Here is a 17644-nt window from a genome sequence, read left to right as displayed (position 1 = left end):
CCCAATCACCCCATCTGTTTGAGAAAGACGGTTCCGGCCCGCTTCCCCGCCTAATCCCCTCAAAGAGCTTCTAGCGCTCTTTCGTCGCGCTGAACTTGACCTTGGGATGGCGCTCCTGCTGGTAGCCGATGTCCCAGGCGCTCTTGGCCATGAACACCAGATTGCCGTCGCGGTCCTTGGCCATGTTGGCGCCATTATAGGAAACCAGGTCCTTGACCGCGGCATCATCGCCGCTGATCCAGCGCGCGGTGTCGAACGGCGACTGCTCCAGCCCCGCCGCCACCTTATATTCCGCCTCCAGCCGGGAAATCAGCACCTCAAGCTGCAACTGCCCGACCACGCCGACGATCCAGTTGCTGCCGATTTCGGGATAGAAGACCTGGATCACGCCCTCTTCGGAAAGGTCGTCCAGCGCCTTGCGCAGCTGCTTGGTCTTGGTCGGGTCTTTGAGCGCCACGCGACGCAAGATCTCCGGCGCGAAATTTGGCAGGCCGGTGAAGCGCAGCCCCGGCTTCTCCGACAGCGTATCCCCCACGCGCAACGCGCCATGATTGGGAATGCCGATAATGTCGCCGGGAAACGCCTCGTCCGCCAGCTCGCGGTCCTGCGCGAAGAAGAGGATCGGGGAGTGGACGGCGAGCGGCTTGCCCGAACCACTGGGCGTCAGCTTCATGCCGCGGCGGAACTTGCCCGAAACGAGGCGCATGAAGGCGATGCGGTCCCGGTGCATCGGGTCCATATTGGCCTGCACCTTGAAGATGAAGCCGGTGACTTCGCTCTGCTCGGGTTCCACCGGCGCCGGCTCGGCCGGCTGCGATCGTGGCGGCGGGGCATGGGCCGACAGCGCGTCGATCAGCTCGGTCACGCCGAACAGTTTCAGCGCCGATCCGAAATAGACCGGGGTCAGGTCGCCATGGCGATAGCGGTCCAGGTCGAAATGCGCATAGCCGCCCTGCGCCAGCTCGGCCTCCTCGCGCAGCCTTTCGAGCGCACGGGGGGAAAGATAATCGGCCAGCTTCGGGTCGTCGAGGCCCGTAAACGGATGCCGCGTGCCGTCAAATTCCTTGGACGGCCCGACGGGCTGCATCAGCCGGTTGGTGGCGAAATCATAGATGCCCTCAAACTCGCCGCCCATGCCCACCGGCCAGCTCATCGGGCAAACGTCGAGCTGCAACTGGTCGGCGACCTCGTCGAGCAGGCCAAAGGTTTCGCGGCCCTCCCGATCGACCTTGTTGACGAAGGTGATGATCGGGACGTTGCGCAGGCGGCACACCTCGAACAGCTTGCGGGTCTGCGGCTCGATGCCCTTGGCCGCGTCGATCACCATGACCGCGCTGTCGACGGCGGTCAGCGTGCGATAGGTGTCCTCGCTGAAATCCTCATGGCCCGGCGTGTCGAGCAGGTTGAAGGTGATGGTCTCGCCATCGCGCGTCCGCTCGAACGTCATGACCGACGAGGTGACGGAAATGCCGCGCTGCTGCTCGATCTTCATCCAGTCCGACCGCGCGCGCCGGTTTTGCCCGCGCGCCTTGACCTCACCGGCCAGGTGGATCGCGCCGCCTTCCAGCAGCAGTTTTTCGGTCAAGGTGGTCTTGCCGGCGTCGGGGTGGGAGATGATCGCGAAGGTGCGGCGGGATGGGATAGTCATGGCGCGCCCATATAGGGATTTTTGCGCCCAAAGCGAGTCGCGCGTCAGTCGATCAGCGTCACGTCCATGCGAAAGGCGCGGTGGTCGCCCGGCAACAGCGCCATGATGCCCGGCTTGTCCCAGACATCGCCGGTAAAACCTACCGGGTCCGCCATCCCCGCCCAGGGTTCGACGCACAGATAATGCGCGCCCGGCTTCTGCCACAGGCCCAGCCAGGGCGTATCGGGAAAATCGATCCGGAGATGCGGCTGGCCCGGCACGCCCCAGCGCAGCGACCGGCTGGCAAGCTCGTCCCAGATCAGCGCGTCGCCTTCGAACATGGCATGGGTGGGGGCAAGGCTGTCGCCTATGGCCGGGGAGGGGACGCTGTCCAGCGCGATCAGGCCGGGTTCCTCACCAACCTTGCGGATGGGCGCGGGCTCGGGCTGGTCGAAGATGATGCGGTGATCCTTCTGCCCGCCGCCATAGGGCAGCGGCCAGGCGAAGGCGGGATGATAGCCAAAGGAGAAGGGCATGGTCGCCTCCCCCATATTGGTGACGGTCGCGGTCATCCGCAGCGTGGCGCCGTCGATCATGAAACCCATATCGAGGCGGAAATCAAACGGATAGGCTGCGCGGGTTTCCGCGTCCGCCTCCAGCCGCAGGACCAGGCCGCCCTCCGCCTGTTCGACGGGTGCGAAGGGCTTGCGCCGGGCAAAGCCATGCTGCGGCATGGGATAGTCATGGCCGTCCAGCCGATACCGGTCACCGCGCGATCGGCCGACAAAGGGAAAGAGCAGCGGCGCATGGCCGGTCCACCATCGCGGGTCGGCATCGGTCATCAATTCGCGCCCCGCTGCGTCCCTGAGCGACCAGAGTTCGGCGCCCAGCGGCTCGATCTCGGCCGACAGGACGGACGAGGCGATGGCGATGCGGGTATCGGACAAATGGGCCTCCTGACGATTGGCCTATCGCATAGCGCCGCGCACCGCCTATGTCTGCCCGCTTGTCGTTTCGGATGGGGAACCAGGTGATGGCTCGGCAGGTTTGGCAGGTGGGAGACTCACAATGAAAATCATCATGACCGCTATCTCGCTATCGTTGCTGCTGTCCGGCCCGGCGCTGGCGCAGGAAGACAAGAATAAGGACAATACGCTGGACAAGGCGGGGAAGATCGCGACCCAGCCCGCGCGTGACGTCGGCCTGGACAAGGACGAAATCCCGCTCGTGCTGCAACGGGCGGTGGAAAATCCCTATGCCACGCCGTCCAGCCGGACCTGCAAGGGGCTGAACATGGGGCTGGGCGAACTCGACGCCGTGCTGGGCGATGATTTCACCGTCGGCCGCGAAGCCAATGAGGATCGCACCGGCAAGATCGCCGAGGCGGTGGGCAAGACCATCGTCAATTCGCTGATCCCTTTCCGCGGTCTGGTGCGTGAGATCAGCGGCGCCGCGCCCGCCGAGCGCCGCTTGCAGGCGGCGGTCACGGCAGGCGTCGCGCGGCGCGGCTATCTGCGCGGGCTGGCGAGCGCGAAGGGCTGCAAGATCGCGCCGATCGCCCCGCCGCCTGCGCCCGAGGAGAGGAAGGACGCGCAGAAGAAATAGCGCTCGCGTTGCGCCCCGGAGCCGGCTGATCCCGACCAACGGGATCAGCCGGCTCTAGCCGCGCAGGCTGGCGCCCAGCTTCTGGGCGCCCTTGACCACGGCGGCGCTGATCGCCTCCAGCTCTTCCTGGGAGAAGCTCTTCTCGCCCGGCTGCAACGTCACTTCGATGGCGAGCGACTTGCAGCCATCCTCCACCCCCGGCCCGACGAAGACGTCGAACAGCCGCGCGTCTACGATGTTCTTCTTGTCGGCGCCCTTGACCGCCCGCACCAGCGCATCGGCCTCAACCGTTTCGGGCACCAGGAAGGCGAAATCGCGCTTCACCGCCTGGAGCGGCGGCGGCGCATAGGGCGCGCGCATGAAGCCGCTCCTGCGCTTGGCCGGAATGGCGTCGAGGAAAATCTCCCCCGCAACCACCGCGCCGGAAAGGCCGAACTGTTTGGCCAGGCTTGGGTGCAGCACGCCATATTCGGCCAGGATCGCCTTGGGGCCAAGGCGCAGCGTACCCGACTGGCCCGGATGATAGGCTGCTGCGGCCTCGCCGAAGTTCTGGAGATTGCCGACCGGCGCGCCGGCCGCGGCCAGCAGCGCGATCACTTCGGCCTTGGCGTCGAACGCATCAAAAGGCTGGGCCTTGCCCGTCCGCCAGCCCCGCGCGACCTTCTCGCCCGCCAGCACGAAGCCGACGGTCGCGCGTTCGCCCTGCTTGAAGTAACGCCGGCCCAGTTCGAACAGGCGCACGCTCGTCGCGCCGCGATCGACATTGCGCTTCGTCGCCGACAACAGCCCCGGCAGCAGCGAGGGCCGCATGACCTTCAGCTCTTCCGAAATCGGGTTGGCCAGCGTCCAGTCGCCGCCGCCCACGGCGGCGGCTTCCTTTTCGGAAATGAAGGACCAGTTGATCGCTTCGGCCAGGCCCCGCGCGGCGGCGGTGCGGCGCACGCGGCGCTCGACCAGCTGTTCGGGCGTGGCGGTCGGGCGAGCGACGCCCGGCACGCGCGGCAGCGGCGTGGACGGCACCTGGTCCAGGCCGACGATGCGCACGACTTCCTCGACGATGTCGGCCCAGCCATCCACGTCCCGGCGCCAGGTCGGCACCATGATGGTCCAATGGCCCGGTACGCTCACCGGCATTCCGTCCTGATATTCGACCGAATGCGCCTCACCCCCGACGCCGAAGCCCAGGCTTTCGAGGATGCGCTTCTGCTGGTCGGCGGGCACGTCCACCCCGGCCAGCGCCAGGCACTGGTCGGGGGCATAGTCTATGCTTTTGGGCGTTGCCGGCGGAGTGCCGGCCCGGGTCGCCTCGCTGGGGCTGCCGCCGCACAGCTTCATCACCAGGTCGGTCGCGATCGACAGGCCATCGTCCAGGAAGGCGGGATCGACCCCGCGCTCGAACCGGCCGCGCGCATCGGATGTCAGGGTCAATTTCTGCCCGGTCATCGCGATCCGTTCGGGCGTGAAATAGGCGCATTCGATCAGCACATCGGTGGTGCCGTCCTGCGCGCCCGAATGTTCGCCGCCCATGATGCCGCCAATGTCATGCACGGCTTCGTCATCGGCGATGACGGTCATGCTGTCGTCGATGCTATAGGTCTTGCCGTTGAGCGCCAGCACCTGCTCGCCCGGCTTGCCCTTGCGCGCCACCAGCCCGCCCTTGAGCGTCGCCATGTCATAGACATGGAGCGGTCGGCCAAGGTCGATCATGATGTAATTGGTGATGTCGACCAGCGCGCTGATCGGCTTCTGGCCGATGGCTTTCAGCCGCCGCGCCATCCATGCGGGCGACGCGCCATTGGTGACGCCGCGCACGGTGCGGGCGAAGAAGGCGGGACAACCATCCGCATCGTCCGTCCGCACGTCCGGCCCCGGCCCCATGCCCTCGATCGTCGGCACGATGATGGCGTTCAATGTGCCCAGGCCTGCTGCCGCCAGATCGCGGGCGATGCCGCGCACGCCCATGCAATCCTGCCGGTTGGGGGTGATGGAAACGTCGATGACCGGATCGTCCAGGCCGGCCCATTGGGCGTAAACCTGTCCCACGGGAGCATCGGCGGGCAGGTCGATGATGCCTTCATGATCCTCGCCCAGCTCCAGCTCGCGGACGCTGCACATCATGCCGTTGGATTCGACGCCGCGGATCGCGGTCTTTTTGAGCACCATGCCGTTGACCGGCACCACCGCGCCTTCGACCCCGAACACGCCGACCAGCCCCGCGCGCGCATTGGGCGCGCCGCACACGACCTGAAGCGGGTTTCCGTCGCCATGATCGACGGTCAGCACCTGCAACTTGTCGGCCTGCGGATGTTTGTCCGCGCTCAACACTTTCGCGATCTTGAACGCGCCCAGCTTCTCGGCGGGATTTTCAACACCCTCGATCTCCAGCCCGATGGCGTTCAGCGTCTTGAGGATGGTGGCCAGATCCGCATCGGTATGCAGATGCGTCTTGAGCCAGCTCAGCGTGAACTTCATGCGCCCACTCCTCCCGACAATGTGGGAACGTCGAGCGCCGAGAAGCCATAATGTTTCAGCCAGCGCAGGTCGCCGTCGAAGAAAGCGCGCAAGTCGTTCATCCCATATTTGAGCATGGCGAGGCGATCGACCCCGGTGCCGAAGGCAAAGCCCTGCCATTCGTCGGGGTCCAGCCCGCAGGCTTCGATCACCCGCCGGTTGACCATGCCGCTGCCCAGCACCTCCAGCCAACCGCCCCCGGCCGCATCGCCGTCGCCGCCGATGACCCGCTGGCCGTTGGTCAGCGTATAGCCGACATCGACCTCGACCGACGGTTCGGTGAAGGGGAAATAGCTGGGGCGCAGGCGCAGGACGATATCCTCCCGCTCGAAGAACGCCTTGAGGAAGGTTTCCAGCGTCCATTTGAGGTGGCCAAGCGTGATGCCCTTGTCGATCACCAGCCCCTCGATCTGGTGGAACATCGGCGTATGGGTCGCGTCGCTGTCGCTGCGATAGACACGGCCGGGCGCGATGATGCGGATCGGCGGCGGCGTCTGCATCATCGTGCGGATCTGCACCGGGGAAGTATGGGTGCGCAGCAGCATCTTCTGCCCGTCCTCGTCCGGGAAATAAAAGGTGTCGTGCATCGCGCGCGCCGGATGCGTTTCGGGAATGTTGAGCGCGGTGAAATTATGCCAGTCGTCCTCGATCTCCGGCCCGCTGGCGACCGAAAACCCCAAGTCCGCGAAGATTTCGGCCAGTTCGTCCATCACTTGGCTCACCGGATGGACGCTGCCCTGCGGGCCAGCCTCGGCGGGCAGGGTCATGTCGATCTTTTCCGACGCCAGCCGGGCGTCCAGCACGGCCTGTTCCAGCGCGGCCTTCCGGTCGGCCAGCGCGGCGGTCACGGATTCGCGCAGATCCTGGATTGGCGGCCCTTTCTCCAGTCGCTCCTGCGGCGACATGGGGCCAAGCGTCTTGAGCAGGCCCGTCACCACCCCGCTCTTGCCCAGTGCCCCCACGCGCAGCGCATCGAGCGCTTCGAGCGTGTCGGCGGCCTCGATGTCGGCGATCAGCCCGGCTTTCAATGCGCTAATTTCGGTCATAAATCTTCAAGAGCCTGTGGTGGCGGAAAACATGCTCGCGCCTTAGCCTCGCAGGCCGTTCAAGGAAAGGGCTAGGCGCGCGCGCCCAGCAGCGCGCCGCCAAAGCCGATGAACAGCAGGCCGGTGCCGCGATTGAACAGCCGCTGCCGGTTGGCCGGCGCCAGCCAGCGCTTCAGCCGTCCGCCGCCCAGCGCGTAAACGCCATACCAGAAGCTTTCAATCACCACGAAGCTGGCGATCAATATGCCAAGCTGGGTCCAGAACGGCCGCTCCAGCACGATGAACTGCGGGAACAGCGCGGCGGCGAAGATGATGAGCTTGGGGTTGGACAGGCCCGTCAGCAGACCCGTGGCGAACAGCGCATGGTCCGACTTCACCGGCCGCGCCGCGGCATCCACCGCGACCGGTGCGCGCCACGCCTTGATGCCGAGCCAGACCAGATAGGCGACGCCGGCATAGCGCAGCACGTCGAACAGGCGCGGCGAGGCTTTGAGCAACGCGCCAAGGCCCAGCGCCGATGCGACCAGGCACAACAGCACCGCGCTCATCAGGCCCGCCATGGTGGCGAGCGCCTTGCGCGGGCCATGGACGATGCTCTGCGTCATCACATGCAGCATGTTCGGCCCCGGCGTGGCCGAGATCAGGAATACCGCAGTAACATAGATCCACCAAAGGTGCAGCGACATGGCATGGCTCCTGTTTTCTGGCGCATCCGTTCGAACGGCAAGGCGCCAATAAACAAAAAGGGCGCCGAGAGCATCTGCCCCGGCGCCCCTTTGACGATCCTGCGATCAATCCGCTCAGGCTGCGGGCAGCGCAGCCTTTGCCTGGGCGATGATGGCGCTGAACGCCTCGCCTTCATGCATCGCGATGTCGGCCAGGACCTTCCGGTCCAGTTCGACGCCGGCCAGCTTCAGGCCGTGCATGAACTGCGAATAGGTCAGGCCCTCGGCGCGGACGCCGGCGTTGATGCGCTGGATCCACAGGCCGCGGAAGGTGCGCTTCTTGACCTTGCGGTCGCGATAGGCGTACTGGCCGGCCTTTTCGACGGCCTGGCGCGCGATGCGGATCGTGTTCTTGCGACGGCCATAATAGCCCTTCGCCTGATCCAAAATCCGCTTATGCTTCGCCTTGGTGGTCGTACCACGCTTGACTCGTGCCATGCTTGGTCTCCCTTACTTCAGGCCGTAGGGCGCCCAGAGGCGCACATGGGCAACATCCGAATCCGACAGCACGCTGGTGCCGCGGTTCTGGCGAATATATTTGGCATTGTGGCTGATCAGGCGGTGACGCTTGCCAGCGACGCCGTGCTTGACCTTGCCCGATGCGGTGAATTTGAAGCGCTTCTTCACACCGCTCTTGGTCTTCATCTTGGGCATTTTCGTCTCCTTTTGCAGCGCGACGATTACAGACAGCCACGGCAGCCCTAGTTAGCCGGGCGGTCTCACTGAATATCGCGAAGGGCGGCCCATAGTCGGGCAGGCTCGCAAAAGCAAGCGATTCGGAACCGAAATCCCGCCCCGGCCGCGGTCTCCACCCGCGCCGACCGCGATCCGTCCTTCTGATTGCCCCGGCCGGGGTTTATCCTGCGCTCCAGACGACTCGAAAATAAGGATAGGGCCATGAGCGAGACTCCGTTCGTCATGCCGGGCGTTACCGCGCATCTCACCATTGGCGACGGCAAGGCGGCCGACGCGATCGATTTCTACAAGGCTGCGTTCGGCGCGACCGAGCAAACGCGCCACCTGGCCGATGACGGCGCGCGCATCATGCACGCGCACCTCGTCATCAACGACGGGCCGCTGATGCTCAACGATCATTTCCACGAAATGGCGGGAGGCGAACCCGCGCCGCCGCCGGCCAGCGTCACCCTCCATCTGGAGGTGGAGGATGCCGACCGCTGGTGGGATCGGGCGCTGGCGGCCGGCGCCGCCATCCGTTTCCCGATCGACAACCAGTTCTGGGGCGCGCGATACGGGCAGGTCACGGACCCGTTCGGCCATGTCTGGTCGATCGGCGGACCCGTAAAGACGTGACGCGCTAACCGGCGGCGAGCGGTATCCGGGCTTTCCTCAGGATCAGGCGGCGCGCATCGCATCTGGCGCCGTCGCCGGAGCGCTGGGTCGGCGAGGATCAGTGATCGTGGTGATGGCCCGGACCATGGCCGGCATCGTGCAGCGCCGCCAGCACGTCCTCCAGCCGGGCCGGATCGCCCAGCGCCAGCACATGGCCTTCGCTGTCAGCCGTCAGCGGCTCGCCATTCCAGTCGCACATCAGGCCGCCCGCGCCTTCGACCACGGGCACCAATGCCGCGAAATCATAGCTTTGCAGGCCCGATTCGATCACGATGTCGAGGAAGCCTGAGGCCAGCAGGCCGTAATTATAGCAATCCCCGCCATAGACCGGCCCCTGGCGCGGCGATCCGCCCGAAACCGCCGCCACCAGCGCCAGATAATGGGGCACGTCGCCATCGGCGAAGAGATGCGGGCTGGTGGTGGCGATGCCTGCGCCCTCCAGCGCTCCGCACGCGCGGGTGCGCACCGGCCGTCCGTTGAACGTCGTCGGCTGTCCACTCATGCCGGCCCAACGTTCCTGCGCGATCGGCTGGTCGATGATGCCGATCGTCGGCCATCCCGCTTGCGTCAGCGCGATCAGTGTGCCGAAGATCGGCCGTCCGGCGATGAAGCTGCGCGTGCCGTCGATCGGGTCCAATATCCACACCCGTTCCGCATCGGTGCGCTCCGACCCATATTCCTCGCCGATGATGCCGTCGTTCGGCCGCTCCTTGGCCAGGATCGCGCGGATCGCGGCTTCGGCGGCGCGGTCGGCCTCCGTCACGGGGGATTTGTCCGCCTTGATCTCCAGATCGTAGCGCGCGCGGAAAAAGGGGCGGATGGCCGCGCCGGCGGCGTCGGCAAGGCGGTTGGCGAGGGCCAGGTCGTCGCGGGTTGTCATGCCCTTCGCCTAGCCCCTTGGCGCGCGCTAGGCTAGACTGGCTGGACCCGATTCCAACCAGGGAGAGGAAAGATGCCCGGTTCGCCCATGATTCCGTGCCTGCGCTATGTTGACGCCCCCGCCGCCATCCGCTTCCTGTGCGACGCGTTCGGGTTCGACCGGCACGCCGTCTATCCCGATGATGACGACCCGACCATCATCCATCATGCGCAGTTCGTGCTGGGCGATGGCATGGTGATGCTGGGCAGCGTGCGCGATGTGGAGAATGAGTCGCTCTATACTTGGTCCACCGCACGCGACCTGGGCGGGGTGACGGGCTGCATCTATGTCGTCGTGCCTGATCCCGACGCCCATTGCCTCCACGCCCGCAACGAAGGGGCAGTGGTGGTGCAGGAGCCCAGGGATAATGACGGCTATCCGGGGCGCGGCTACAGCGCGCTCGATCCGGAAGGCAATGTCTGGAGCTTTGGCAGCTATGACCCCTGGGTGCCGATCCCGGATTAAAACTTTCGCAAGACCCCGCTGTTAGCCTGCATGGCATGACGATGATCGGCTGGATATTGAGCTTTATCTGCCTGTTCGCGGGGCTGGCCCTGCGTCAGGACATGCCGATCGGCGGATCGGTGACTGTCTCCAACCTGCTGATCGTCTTCGCGCTTCTGTCCTGCCCCATGGTCTGGCGCGACCTGCCGATCGGCGTGTCGCGGGGGCAGCGGATCGTCGCCGGCCTCGCGCTGGTCTTTGCGCTGCCGATCATACTCTTCCCCGCGCACTGATTGCGTCCGGCAACCCGGACGCAATCATCTTCTCCCATCCGATCCTAGTCGAACAGGCTGGAAACCGAACTCTCGTCGGCGATGCGCTTGATCGCCTCGCCCAGCAACGGGGCGATGGGCAGGTGGCGGATATTCTTGGCGTCGTTCACCGCATCGGTCCCCTGGATCGAATCGGTGATGACCAGTTCCAGCAGGTCCGACGCATCGACGCGCGCGACCGCGCCGCCCGACAATACGCCATGGCTGACATAGGCGATGACGTCTTCGGCGCCCTGCGCTTTGAGAGCGGCAGCGGCGTTGCACAGCGTTCCGGCCGAATCGACGATGTCGTCGATCAGGATACAGAAGCGCCCCTTCACATCGCCGATGATGTTCATCACTTCCGATTCGCCGGCCCGCTCGCGCCTTTTGTCGACGATGGCGAGCGGCGCGTTGTCGAGCCGCTTGGCAAGCGCGCGGGCGCGCACCACGCCGCCGACGTCGGGCGATACGACCATGATATTCTTGTCGCCGAAGCGGGCCTGGATATCGGCCGACATGACCGGCGCACCGAACAGGTTATCGGTCGGAATGTCGAAGAAGCCCTGGATCTGCCCGGCGTGCAGGTCGACGGACAGAACGCGGTTGGCACCGGCGGTGGTGATGAGGTTCGCCACCAGTTTGGCGCTGATCGGGGTGCGCGGGCCGGGCTTCCGATCCTGCCGGGCATAGCCGAAATAGGGGACGACGGCGGTGATTCGCTTGGCCGACGCGCGCTTCAGCGCGTCGATCATGATCAGCAATTCCATCAGATTGTCGTTGGTGGGATAGGCCGTCGACTGGATCACGAACACGTCTTCGCCGCGGACATTTTCGTGGATTTCCACGAAAACCTCTTCGTCGGCGAAGCGGCGGACACTGGCTTCGGTCAGGGGAATTTCGATATAATCAGCGATGGCGGCCGCGAGCGGCTTATTGGAATTGCCGGTCATGAGTTTCATGGCCAAAACCCCCGTGACGAATTGATGACGATGCGCGAGACGCGGCCCCTTTAGCGGCGCAGGCCCCTTGTGGAAAGGCGCTTTTGCGCGTTGCGACAAAATGGACTAGGGCGCGGGCATGACCGACAAACTCGTGATCGCGCTGGCCCAGATGACGCAAAGCGTGGGCGACCTCAAGGCGAATGCCGACGCCATGCTGATGTGGCGCGAGCGGGCGAAGGGCGCTGACCTCATCGTTTATCCCGAACTTCAGCTGATCGGCTATCCGCCCGAGGATCTGGTGCTGAAGCCCGCCCTGGTCGAACGCGCCAATCATGAGCTGGACCGGCTGGCGCAGGCAACCGCGGACGGCGGTCCGGCGATGCTGGTCGGCACCGTCGTCGCGTCCCAGGGCGTGCTCTTCAACGTCCTCGCGCTGCTGGACAATGGCGCTGTCACTGCGATCCGGCAGAAGCGCGAGCTGCCCAATTACGGCACTTTCGATGAAAAGCGCCTCTTCGCGCCAGGCCCTCTGCCCGCGCCGATCGATTTTCGGGGGGTGAAGATCGGCGTCCCGATCTGCGAGGATATCTGGTTCCCCTTCGTCACCGCGCATCTGCGCAGCGAAGGCGCGGAAATCCTGATCAGCCCCAATGGCAGCCCCTATGAGGTCGATAAGGACGACCGCCGGCTGAACGCGGTGGCGGGCACGCGCATACGCGAAACCGGCCTGCCGCTCATCTATCTGAATCGCGTCGGCGGTCAGGACGAACTGGTGTTCGACGGCGCATCCTTCGTCATGAACGGCGATCTGTCGATCGCGCACCAGATGCCCGACTGGGAAGAGGCGCTGACGCTGACGCGGTGGGAGAAGTGGGACGGGCAGTGGGTCTGCCTGCCCGGCGAAAATCATGCACTCGATCCGCGCCCGGCCGACATTTACAACGCGATGGTGCTGGGCTTGCGCGATTATGTGAACCAGAACCGCTTCCCCGGCGTCGTGCTGGGTCTGTCGGGCGGCATCGATTCCGCCCTGTCCGCCGCCGTCGCGGTGGATGCATTGGGGCCGGACCGGGTCTGGTGCGTGATGATGCCGTCGCGTTTCACCAGCCAGGACAGTCTGGACGATGCGGTCGAATGCGCCCGCCTGCTCGGCGTACGCTATGACAGCATCCCGATCGAACCGGCGGTCGGCGCATTCGACACGATGCTCGCCCCTGCTTTCGAAGGCCGTCAGCGCGATCTGGCCGAAGAAAATATCCAGTCGCGCATTCGCGGGCTGACCTTGATGGCGCTCAGCAACAAGTTCGGCCACATGCTGCTCACCACCGGCAACAAGAGCGAGATGTCGGTGGGCTACGCCACCATCTATGGCGACATGGCGGGCGGCTATTCGGTTCTGAAGGACGCCTATAAAACCACCGTGTTCGACCTGTGCCGCTGGCGCAACGCCAATGTCCCGTCGCTCGGCGCGGGGATCGGCCCGGCGGGCCCCGTCATGCCTGAACGGGTCATCACCAAGCCGCCCAGCGCCGAGCTGCGCGACGATCAGAAGGATGAGGACAGCCTGCCGCCCTATGAGGTGCTGGACCCGATCCTCTACGGCCTGGTCGAGGAGGAATTGTCGGTCGAGCAACTGGTCGCGCGCGGTTTTGAACGCGACACCGTCGCCCGGATCGAGCGATTGCTCTATATCGCCGAATATAAGCGCCGCCAGGCGCCGCCCGGCGTAAAGCTGGGCATCCGCAATTTCGGGCGCGATCGCCGCTACCCGATCACCAACGCTTTCCGAACTCTATAACCACCGTTCGGTTCGAGCGAAGTCGAGAAATATCATGACTGTCATCACGCGTTTCGCCCCGTCACCGACCGGGCATCTCCATGTCGGCAATATCCGCGCCGCGCTCCACAACTGGCTGTGGGCGCGCAAGGCGGGCGGGCAGTTCCTGCTGCGGCTCGACGACACCGATCTCGAACGCTCGCGCCCGGAATATGCGGACTCGATCAGGCAGGATCTCGCCTGGCTCGGCCTCCGCTGGGATGGGGAAGAGAAGCAGTCGGACCGCTTCGCCCTTTATGAGGAGAGGTTCGCGGCATTGCAGGCGTCGGGCCACGTCTATCCCGCCTATGAAACCAGCCAGGAACTGGATCTGCGCCGCAAGGTCTTGCTCGGGCGTGGTCTGCCGCCGGTCTATGATCGCGCCGCGCTGGCGCTGACGGCCGATCAGATCGCGGCCCATGAAGCGGAAGGCCGCACGCCCCATTGGCGCTTCAAGCTCGATCATGCGCAGCCGATCGTCTGGACCGACCTCATCCGCGGCGACCAGCGTTTCGATCCCAAATTGCTGTCGGACCCGGTGATCCGTCGCGCGGACGGCTCATGGCTCTACATGCTCCCGTCGGTCATCGACGACATAGCGATGGGCGTCACCCATGTGCTGCGCGGCGAGGATCATGTGTCCAATACCGCGACGCAGATTCAGATGTTCACGGCGCTCGGCGCGCCACTCCCCGCGTTCGCGCATGAAGCGCTGCTGACCGGCGCCGAGGGCAAGCTCTCCAAGCGGCTCGGCTCGCTTGGCGTCGCGCATTTTCGGGACATGGGCCTTGAACCGATGGCCATCGCCTCGCTGCTGGCCCGCCTCGGCTCGTCGCAGCCGGTCGAGCCCTTCATCGAAATGGCGCCGCTGATCGAGACGTTCGACTTCGCCCATTTCGGTCGCGCGCCAGCCCGCTTCGATGAGGGCGAACTGGCGACGCTCAATCAGAAGATCGTCCACCTCCTGCCCTATGAAGCGGTCGCCGATCGCTTGCCAGCAGGGGTGAATGAAGCCGCCTGGGCCGCCATCCGCCCCAATCTGGAGACGGTGGCGGGCGTCGCCGACTGGTGGAGGATCGTTACCGGCCCGGTCGACGCGCCCGTGGTGGCAGAGGAGGATCGCGACTTCCTTGCCGCCGCGCATCGCATCCTGTCGGACGCGCCGTTCGACGCGGACATATGGCGCACGCTCACGGGCGCGCTCAAGGAAACGACGGGTCGCAAGGGCAAGACATTGTTCCTGCCGCTCCGCCGCGCCCTTACGGGATTGGACCATGGCCCGGACATGGGGCAATTGCTGCCGCTGATCGGACGGGAAGAAGCGCTGATTAGGCTCGCGCCTAGGGCATATTAGGAGATAGGCATGGTCGGGCAGACCAGTTTCCAGCCAACTGCGGCAGATTTCGTCACCGCCTCCCGCGCCAACTTTCTCCGCCAACTGCGATCGCGTCGTTTCGTCGTCCGATTGATGGCGGCATCTGGCATAGCGTGGCTACTGATGACAGCCCTGATGCTTTTCCTGGGAGAAGAACTTGGCGATGCTTTGGTCGGAGGCCTCTATTCGAGCCTGATGGCGCTTGCGGGCATTCTTCTTTTTCTTGGCGTCACCCTGTTGCTAATCCCGCGTCGCGTTGCGCGCCTTTTTAGACAAAGCAAGGCACAACAGGTGGAAATGACCGTTCAATGGTCAGATGATGCCTGCTTCTGGCAGTCATCGAACGGACAGCAACGGCACGAATGGAGTAGTTATCATCGCTGGTCCGTCTCGCCGAAATGCTATTGTCTCTACCTGAATGAAAAGCTTTACCAGTTCGTGCCGCGTCGGGCGCTGACCGCCAATCAGGATCAAGACCTGTATGACACTTTGAACCGGAGCGATTTGACAGTCTGGTAGCGGATCAGATGCGCGCCAGACTGTCCAATGCCTTGCCAACCGCCAAAATGCCCTCCGGCGCGGCGGCGAAGCCCATATGGGTGCAATCCACCTCGATCGCCTTGTCCCGTTCGCCCACACGGCCACGGGCACATTCAGGCAGGATCACCCCGTCCCGCTGCGACCAGAGGGCGACGGTAGGCACTGGCGGCTTTTCCTCGCGGGTGCAGGGGAAGGGCGGCCGATCGACGGGAAAGCCCGATACGAGTTGATAGAGCCGCCAGGCATGATTGGCGCGCGGATCGCCGGAAAAAGGCGTGCCCATGGTTACCACGCCGCCCACCTTCTCGGCCGCGAATTTCGCATATTCCCGCGCATAGAGGCCGCCCAGGCTCCAGCCCACCAGCGTCACCGGCGCACCGCTTTCCTTGCGGATCGCATCGACGCGGCGATCGATCTTGTCCAGGCTGTCGGGCCGGGGACCAAAATTGCGCCCCATGCCCCAGTCATGCGCATTGTAACCGGCAGCGGTCAGGATATGACGCAACCATCCCATTCGCCGTTCCGATGCCATCAGGCCGGGAATCAGCAAGACCTGCCGTCCGTCGCCCCTGATCTGGCCCGCGAGCGTCGGCGCGAGCTTGCGAGTGCGCGCCACGTCAAAGGACATCGACAGGTTGCCCAGCAAATGCAGCAGCGGCGGAAGCTGGGCTGCGCGTGGACCCGCTGCAAGGCGATCCTTCCAGAAGTTGCTGACGGCATTGGCGTAAAGCGGCACGACGACGAATATCCCTGAACCCGATTGGGCGAAAGATGACACTGTCGTGACAAACGATGGGCGCGTCTATAGGTTTCATCCCGTGCGATAAACGGTTCATCGCTTAAGTCAGGGGGCGAAGGGCGATGTCTGCTCAATCGCTGCGCCATTGGTGTTGCGCAGCGTTCGGGGTTCCAGAATGGCCGCCGTCTCGATCAGGTCGAGCGCGCGGCGCGCTTCCATATAGCGTCGCGCCATTTGCACCCACCGTTCCGCAACGGACCTGCCCGGCATATGTTCCACTTCGGCAAGGGCAGCGCTCACGCGGCCGCCGTCCAGATAGCGCATGGCCCGGTCATAGGCGGCCTCGGGCCTGGGCGATGGCGTGGCGGCATTGCGGATGGTGATTAGCTCGCGCGCTTCATGGCGCATCGCCTCCCACCAACTGGCGTTCGACGGCGGGGTCGTGATCGCGTCGCTGATATCGGCCAGGCCGGCGCGCAGGTCGGCCAGCGTCACCGGCTCGCGCGCGGCGTTGATGATGGTGGCGACGGCGCGGGGCTGGGCCTGGCCGAAGCGCAGCCGCAATTGCCCTTCGACATAGCCGAGCGGCCCGCCATTATCGAGCGCGCGCCGCGCAGCGAAGGCCACGAGCAGCCCTTCGGCGCGCGCCGCATTGGCGGAGGCGGCCTGCGCTTCCACGGTGATGCGCGTCAGCCGCTCCTCCAACTGCACGACGCGACCGTCCAGCATCTGCGCGCTATCGGCAGCAAGCGGGCGCGGCGGGGCGGCGGCGGGCAGGCCCGCGCGTGTCGCGGGCGCGGGCAGCGCAGTGGTGCTGCGGCTTTGCGGTTCGCTCCAGCGGCGCTGAATCTGCGGCCAGGCCCAGACGGTCAGCGCTACCCCCAGGGCAAAGGCCAGCATTGGCAAGATCAGCAGCGGCAGGATGTTGCGGCTGCGCGCAGGAGCAGTGGTCGCGGTGCTATTGTCCACCCCGTCGCCATCGCTGATGCTGACCCGTTCGTCTGTCATTGCGCCTGTCCTTCGCACAAAGATTCAGCGAGGGCCAGCATCTCGTCGTCATCAGGTCGTGCTGGAACCTGCGTGCTCGCCCAGCCGGCGCCGCAGGCGGCCTGTGCAGCCGGGCTGATCGCGATCAGGTGCAGCGACCTGCGGCGGGATTGCGGCACTTGCGCCGCCAGCCGCTCCCCGGCGCGGGCGGAATGGATCAGCAGGATGGAACCGGGAAGGGTGTCGGTCAGAAGGGTGGGGTCGGGAGGCAGGCCGATCATGCGATAGACGGCGATCCGCGTCAGCGCGACGGCGCTGCTGTCGATCGGCGCTACGGTCGTGCCGGCCAGGTGCAGCGCCCGGCGATAGCCGTCGCTCGCGATCCGGCTGACGATGGCATTGCCGTCGCCCAATCCCGCGACCACATCGGCAAAACCCGCCTCCCGCAGGGCCTTCGCCGTGGCTTGTCCGACGGCATAAGTGGGGAGGCCGCTATAGCGGTCAAGCGCGGGGCCGGCACAGCGCACGCCATTGGCGCTGGTCAGCAGCAGGGCGTCGAAATCTTCGGCCGGGGGGGGCGTCCAACCGATAGCCTCAGGCGCGAAGAGCGGGTGCACCCGCGCCTCCATCCCCAGCGCCGCCGCTTTCGCCGCGGTCCGGGTGGCGGCCGGCTCCGGGCGCAGAATGAAAACCCGCCTCACCGCA

19 protein-coding genes are annotated in these 17644 nt (G+C 65.3%); 7 read left to right on the top strand and 12 right to left on the bottom strand.

Annotated features, from left to right (window positions below; all coding sequences use genetic code 11):
- Positions 1 to 70: 70 nt before the first annotated feature.
- Together C100_RS37915 and C100_RS37910 are read right to left on the bottom strand one after the other, a co-directional pair.
- Positions 71 to 1648: a peptide chain release factor 3 gene (locus C100_RS37915; protein ID WP_024020314.1), complete on the bottom strand. Its 1578-nt coding sequence runs from the start codon at positions 1646 to 1648 to the stop codon at positions 71 to 73.
- Between the two features lie 44 nt (positions 1649 to 1692).
- Entirely contained in the window at positions 1693 to 2574 is an 882-nt protein-coding gene (locus tag C100_RS37910) for an aldose 1-epimerase family protein (RefSeq protein WP_024020313.1), read from the bottom strand.
- A 121-nt stretch (positions 2575 to 2695) separates the two neighbouring features.
- On the opposite strand from C100_RS37910, the gene C100_RS37905 reads away from it, so the two are divergent.
- Positions 2696 to 3232 carry a hypothetical protein gene (locus C100_RS37905; protein WP_024020312.1) on the top strand — a complete coding sequence of 179 codons (537 nt, stop codon included), beginning with the start codon at positions 2696 to 2698 and terminating at the stop codon, positions 3230 to 3232.
- 54 nt (positions 3233 to 3286) lie between these two features.
- Here C100_RS37905 and pheT read toward each other — a convergent pair whose 3' ends face one another.
- From pheT to rpmI, 5 genes are all read right to left on the bottom strand, one after another.
- The gene (gene pheT, locus C100_RS37900) at positions 3287 to 5704 is read right to left on the bottom strand and encodes a phenylalanine--tRNA ligase subunit beta (protein ID WP_024020311.1); all 2418 of its coding nucleotides are present in this window, start codon (positions 5702 to 5704) and stop codon (positions 3287 to 3289) included.
- Complete coding sequence (gene pheS / locus C100_RS37895; RefSeq protein ID WP_024020310.1) at positions 5701 to 6789, bottom strand: phenylalanine--tRNA ligase subunit alpha; 1089 nt, start codon at positions 6787 to 6789, stop codon at positions 5701 to 5703. Before pheS ends, pheT begins: the two co-directional genes overlap by 4 nt.
- 71 nt (positions 6790 to 6860) lie before the next feature.
- Positions 6861 to 7475: a LysE family translocator gene (locus C100_RS37890; protein ID WP_024020309.1), complete on the bottom strand. Its 615-nt coding sequence runs from the start codon at positions 7473 to 7475 to the stop codon at positions 6861 to 6863.
- A gap of 114 nt (positions 7476 to 7589) precedes the next feature.
- Positions 7590 to 7952: a 50S ribosomal protein L20 gene (rplT, locus tag C100_RS37885; RefSeq protein WP_007689504.1), complete on the bottom strand. Its 363-nt coding sequence runs from the start codon at positions 7950 to 7952 to the stop codon at positions 7590 to 7592.
- A gap of 12 nt (positions 7953 to 7964) precedes the next feature.
- The gene (gene rpmI, locus C100_RS37880; RefSeq protein ID WP_024020308.1) at positions 7965 to 8168 is read right to left on the bottom strand and encodes a 50S ribosomal protein L35; all 204 of its coding nucleotides are present in this window, start codon (positions 8166 to 8168) and stop codon (positions 7965 to 7967) included.
- Between the two features lie 243 nt (positions 8169 to 8411).
- Between rpmI and C100_RS37875 the strand changes: the two genes are divergently transcribed.
- Positions 8412 to 8825 carry a VOC family protein gene (locus tag C100_RS37875; protein ID WP_031309643.1) on the top strand — a complete coding sequence of 138 codons (414 nt, stop codon included), beginning with the start codon at positions 8412 to 8414 and terminating at the stop codon, positions 8823 to 8825.
- A gap of 97 nt (positions 8826 to 8922) precedes the next feature.
- On the opposite strand, the gene hisN is transcribed toward C100_RS37875, so the two are convergent.
- Positions 8923 to 9744: a histidinol-phosphatase gene (gene hisN / locus C100_RS37870; protein WP_024020306.1), complete on the bottom strand. Its 822-nt coding sequence runs from the start codon at positions 9742 to 9744 to the stop codon at positions 8923 to 8925.
- A 72-nt stretch (positions 9745 to 9816) separates the two neighbouring features.
- On the opposite strand from hisN, the gene C100_RS37865 reads away from it, so the two are divergent.
- Positions 9817 to 10248, top strand: coding sequence for a VOC family protein (locus tag C100_RS37865; RefSeq protein ID WP_024020305.1), 432 nt, complete (start codon positions 9817 to 9819; stop codon positions 10246 to 10248).
- A gap of 35 nt (positions 10249 to 10283) precedes the next feature.
- The gene (locus C100_RS37860) at positions 10284 to 10520 is read left to right on the top strand and encodes a hypothetical protein (RefSeq protein ID WP_024020304.1); all 237 of its coding nucleotides are present in this window, start codon (positions 10284 to 10286) and stop codon (positions 10518 to 10520) included.
- Between the two features lie 44 nt (positions 10521 to 10564).
- On the opposite strand, the gene C100_RS37855 is transcribed toward C100_RS37860, so the two are convergent.
- Complete coding sequence (locus C100_RS37855; RefSeq protein WP_024020303.1) at positions 10565 to 11500, bottom strand: ribose-phosphate pyrophosphokinase; 936 nt, start codon at positions 11498 to 11500, stop codon at positions 10565 to 10567.
- A gap of 118 nt (positions 11501 to 11618) precedes the next feature.
- Here C100_RS37855 and C100_RS37850 point away from each other — a divergent pair, with 118 nt between their 5' ends.
- The 3 genes from C100_RS37850 to C100_RS37840 are packed head-to-tail and all read left to right on the top strand — an operon-like array spanning position 11619 to position 15192.
- A complete protein-coding gene (locus C100_RS37850; protein WP_024020302.1) occupies positions 11619 to 13280 on the top strand; it encodes an NAD+ synthase in 1662 nt (553 codons plus the stop codon).
- A 34-nt stretch (positions 13281 to 13314) separates the two neighbouring features.
- The gene (gltX, locus tag C100_RS37845) at positions 13315 to 14652 is read left to right on the top strand and encodes a glutamate--tRNA ligase (protein ID WP_024020301.1); all 1338 of its coding nucleotides are present in this window, start codon (positions 13315 to 13317) and stop codon (positions 14650 to 14652) included.
- Between the two features lie 9 nt (positions 14653 to 14661).
- Complete coding sequence (locus C100_RS37840) at positions 14662 to 15192, top strand: YcxB family protein (protein WP_024020300.1); 531 nt, start codon at positions 14662 to 14664, stop codon at positions 15190 to 15192.
- Positions 15193 to 15196: 4 nt separating this feature from the next.
- On the opposite strand, the gene C100_RS0124835 is transcribed toward C100_RS37840, so the two are convergent.
- From C100_RS0124835 to C100_RS37830, 3 genes are all read right to left on the bottom strand, one after another.
- Positions 15197 to 15949, bottom strand: coding sequence for an esterase/lipase family protein (locus C100_RS0124835; RefSeq protein ID WP_031309642.1), 753 nt, complete (start codon positions 15947 to 15949; stop codon positions 15197 to 15199).
- Positions 15950 to 16057: 108 nt separating this feature from the next.
- Entirely contained in the window at positions 16058 to 16960 is a 903-nt protein-coding gene (locus C100_RS37835) for a hypothetical protein (protein ID WP_024020299.1), read from the bottom strand.
- Positions 16957 to 17640 carry a uroporphyrinogen-III synthase gene (locus tag C100_RS37830; RefSeq protein ID WP_024020298.1) on the bottom strand — a complete coding sequence of 228 codons (684 nt, stop codon included), beginning with the start codon at positions 17638 to 17640 and terminating at the stop codon, positions 16957 to 16959. The genes C100_RS37835 and C100_RS37830 overlap by 4 nt, the downstream gene beginning before the upstream one ends.
- Positions 17641 to 17644 lie beyond the last annotated feature (4 nt).

Source organism: Sphingobium sp. C100, assembly GCF_000508185.1.
Taxonomy (GTDB): domain Bacteria; phylum Pseudomonadota; class Alphaproteobacteria; order Sphingomonadales; family Sphingomonadaceae; genus Sphingobium.
This window is presented reverse-complemented; position numbering and strand designations above follow the sequence as displayed.

What these genes read in the sequence shown, in the direction of transcription:
- C100_RS37915 (WP_024020314.1), bottom strand. Translation starts at nt 1,648, where the DNA reads ATGACTATCCCATCCCGCCGCACCTTCGCGATCATCTCCCACCCCGAC.
- C100_RS37905 (WP_024020312.1), top strand. Translation starts at nt 2,696, where the DNA reads ATGAAAATCATCATGACCGCTATCTCGCTATCGTTGCTGCTGTCCGGC.
- pheT (WP_024020311.1), bottom strand. Translation starts at nt 5,704, where the DNA reads ATGAAGTTCACGCTGAGCTGGCTCAAGACGCATCTGCATACCGATGCG.
- pheS (WP_024020310.1), bottom strand. Translation starts at nt 6,789, where the DNA reads ATGACCGAAATTAGCGCATTGAAAGCCGGGCTGATCGCCGACATCGAG.
- C100_RS37890 (WP_024020309.1), bottom strand. Translation starts at nt 7,475, where the DNA reads ATGTCGCTGCACCTTTGGTGGATCTATGTTACTGCGGTATTCCTGATC.
- rplT (WP_007689504.1), bottom strand. Translation starts at nt 7,952, where the DNA reads ATGGCACGAGTCAAGCGTGGTACGACCACCAAGGCGAAGCATAAGCGG.
- rpmI (WP_024020308.1), bottom strand. Translation starts at nt 8,168, where the DNA reads ATGCCCAAGATGAAGACCAAGAGCGGTGTGAAGAAGCGCTTCAAATTC.
- C100_RS37875 (WP_031309643.1), top strand. Translation starts at nt 8,412, where the DNA reads ATGAGCGAGACTCCGTTCGTCATGCCGGGCGTTACCGCGCATCTCACC.
- hisN (WP_024020306.1), bottom strand. Translation starts at nt 9,744, where the DNA reads ATGACAACCCGCGACGACCTGGCCCTCGCCAACCGCCTTGCCGACGCC.
- C100_RS37865 (WP_024020305.1), top strand. Translation starts at nt 9,817, where the DNA reads ATGCCCGGTTCGCCCATGATTCCGTGCCTGCGCTATGTTGACGCCCCC.
- C100_RS37860 (WP_024020304.1), top strand. Translation starts at nt 10,284, where the DNA reads ATGACGATGATCGGCTGGATATTGAGCTTTATCTGCCTGTTCGCGGGG.
- C100_RS37855 (WP_024020303.1), bottom strand. Translation starts at nt 11,500, where the DNA reads ATGAAACTCATGACCGGCAATTCCAATAAGCCGCTCGCGGCCGCCATC.
- C100_RS37850 (WP_024020302.1), top strand. Translation starts at nt 11,619, where the DNA reads ATGACCGACAAACTCGTGATCGCGCTGGCCCAGATGACGCAAAGCGTG.
- gltX (WP_024020301.1), top strand. Translation starts at nt 13,315, where the DNA reads ATGACTGTCATCACGCGTTTCGCCCCGTCACCGACCGGGCATCTCCAT.
- C100_RS37840 (WP_024020300.1), top strand. Translation starts at nt 14,662, where the DNA reads ATGGTCGGGCAGACCAGTTTCCAGCCAACTGCGGCAGATTTCGTCACC.
- C100_RS37835 (WP_024020299.1), bottom strand. Translation starts at nt 16,960, where the DNA reads ATGACAGACGAACGGGTCAGCATCAGCGATGGCGACGGGGTGGACAAT.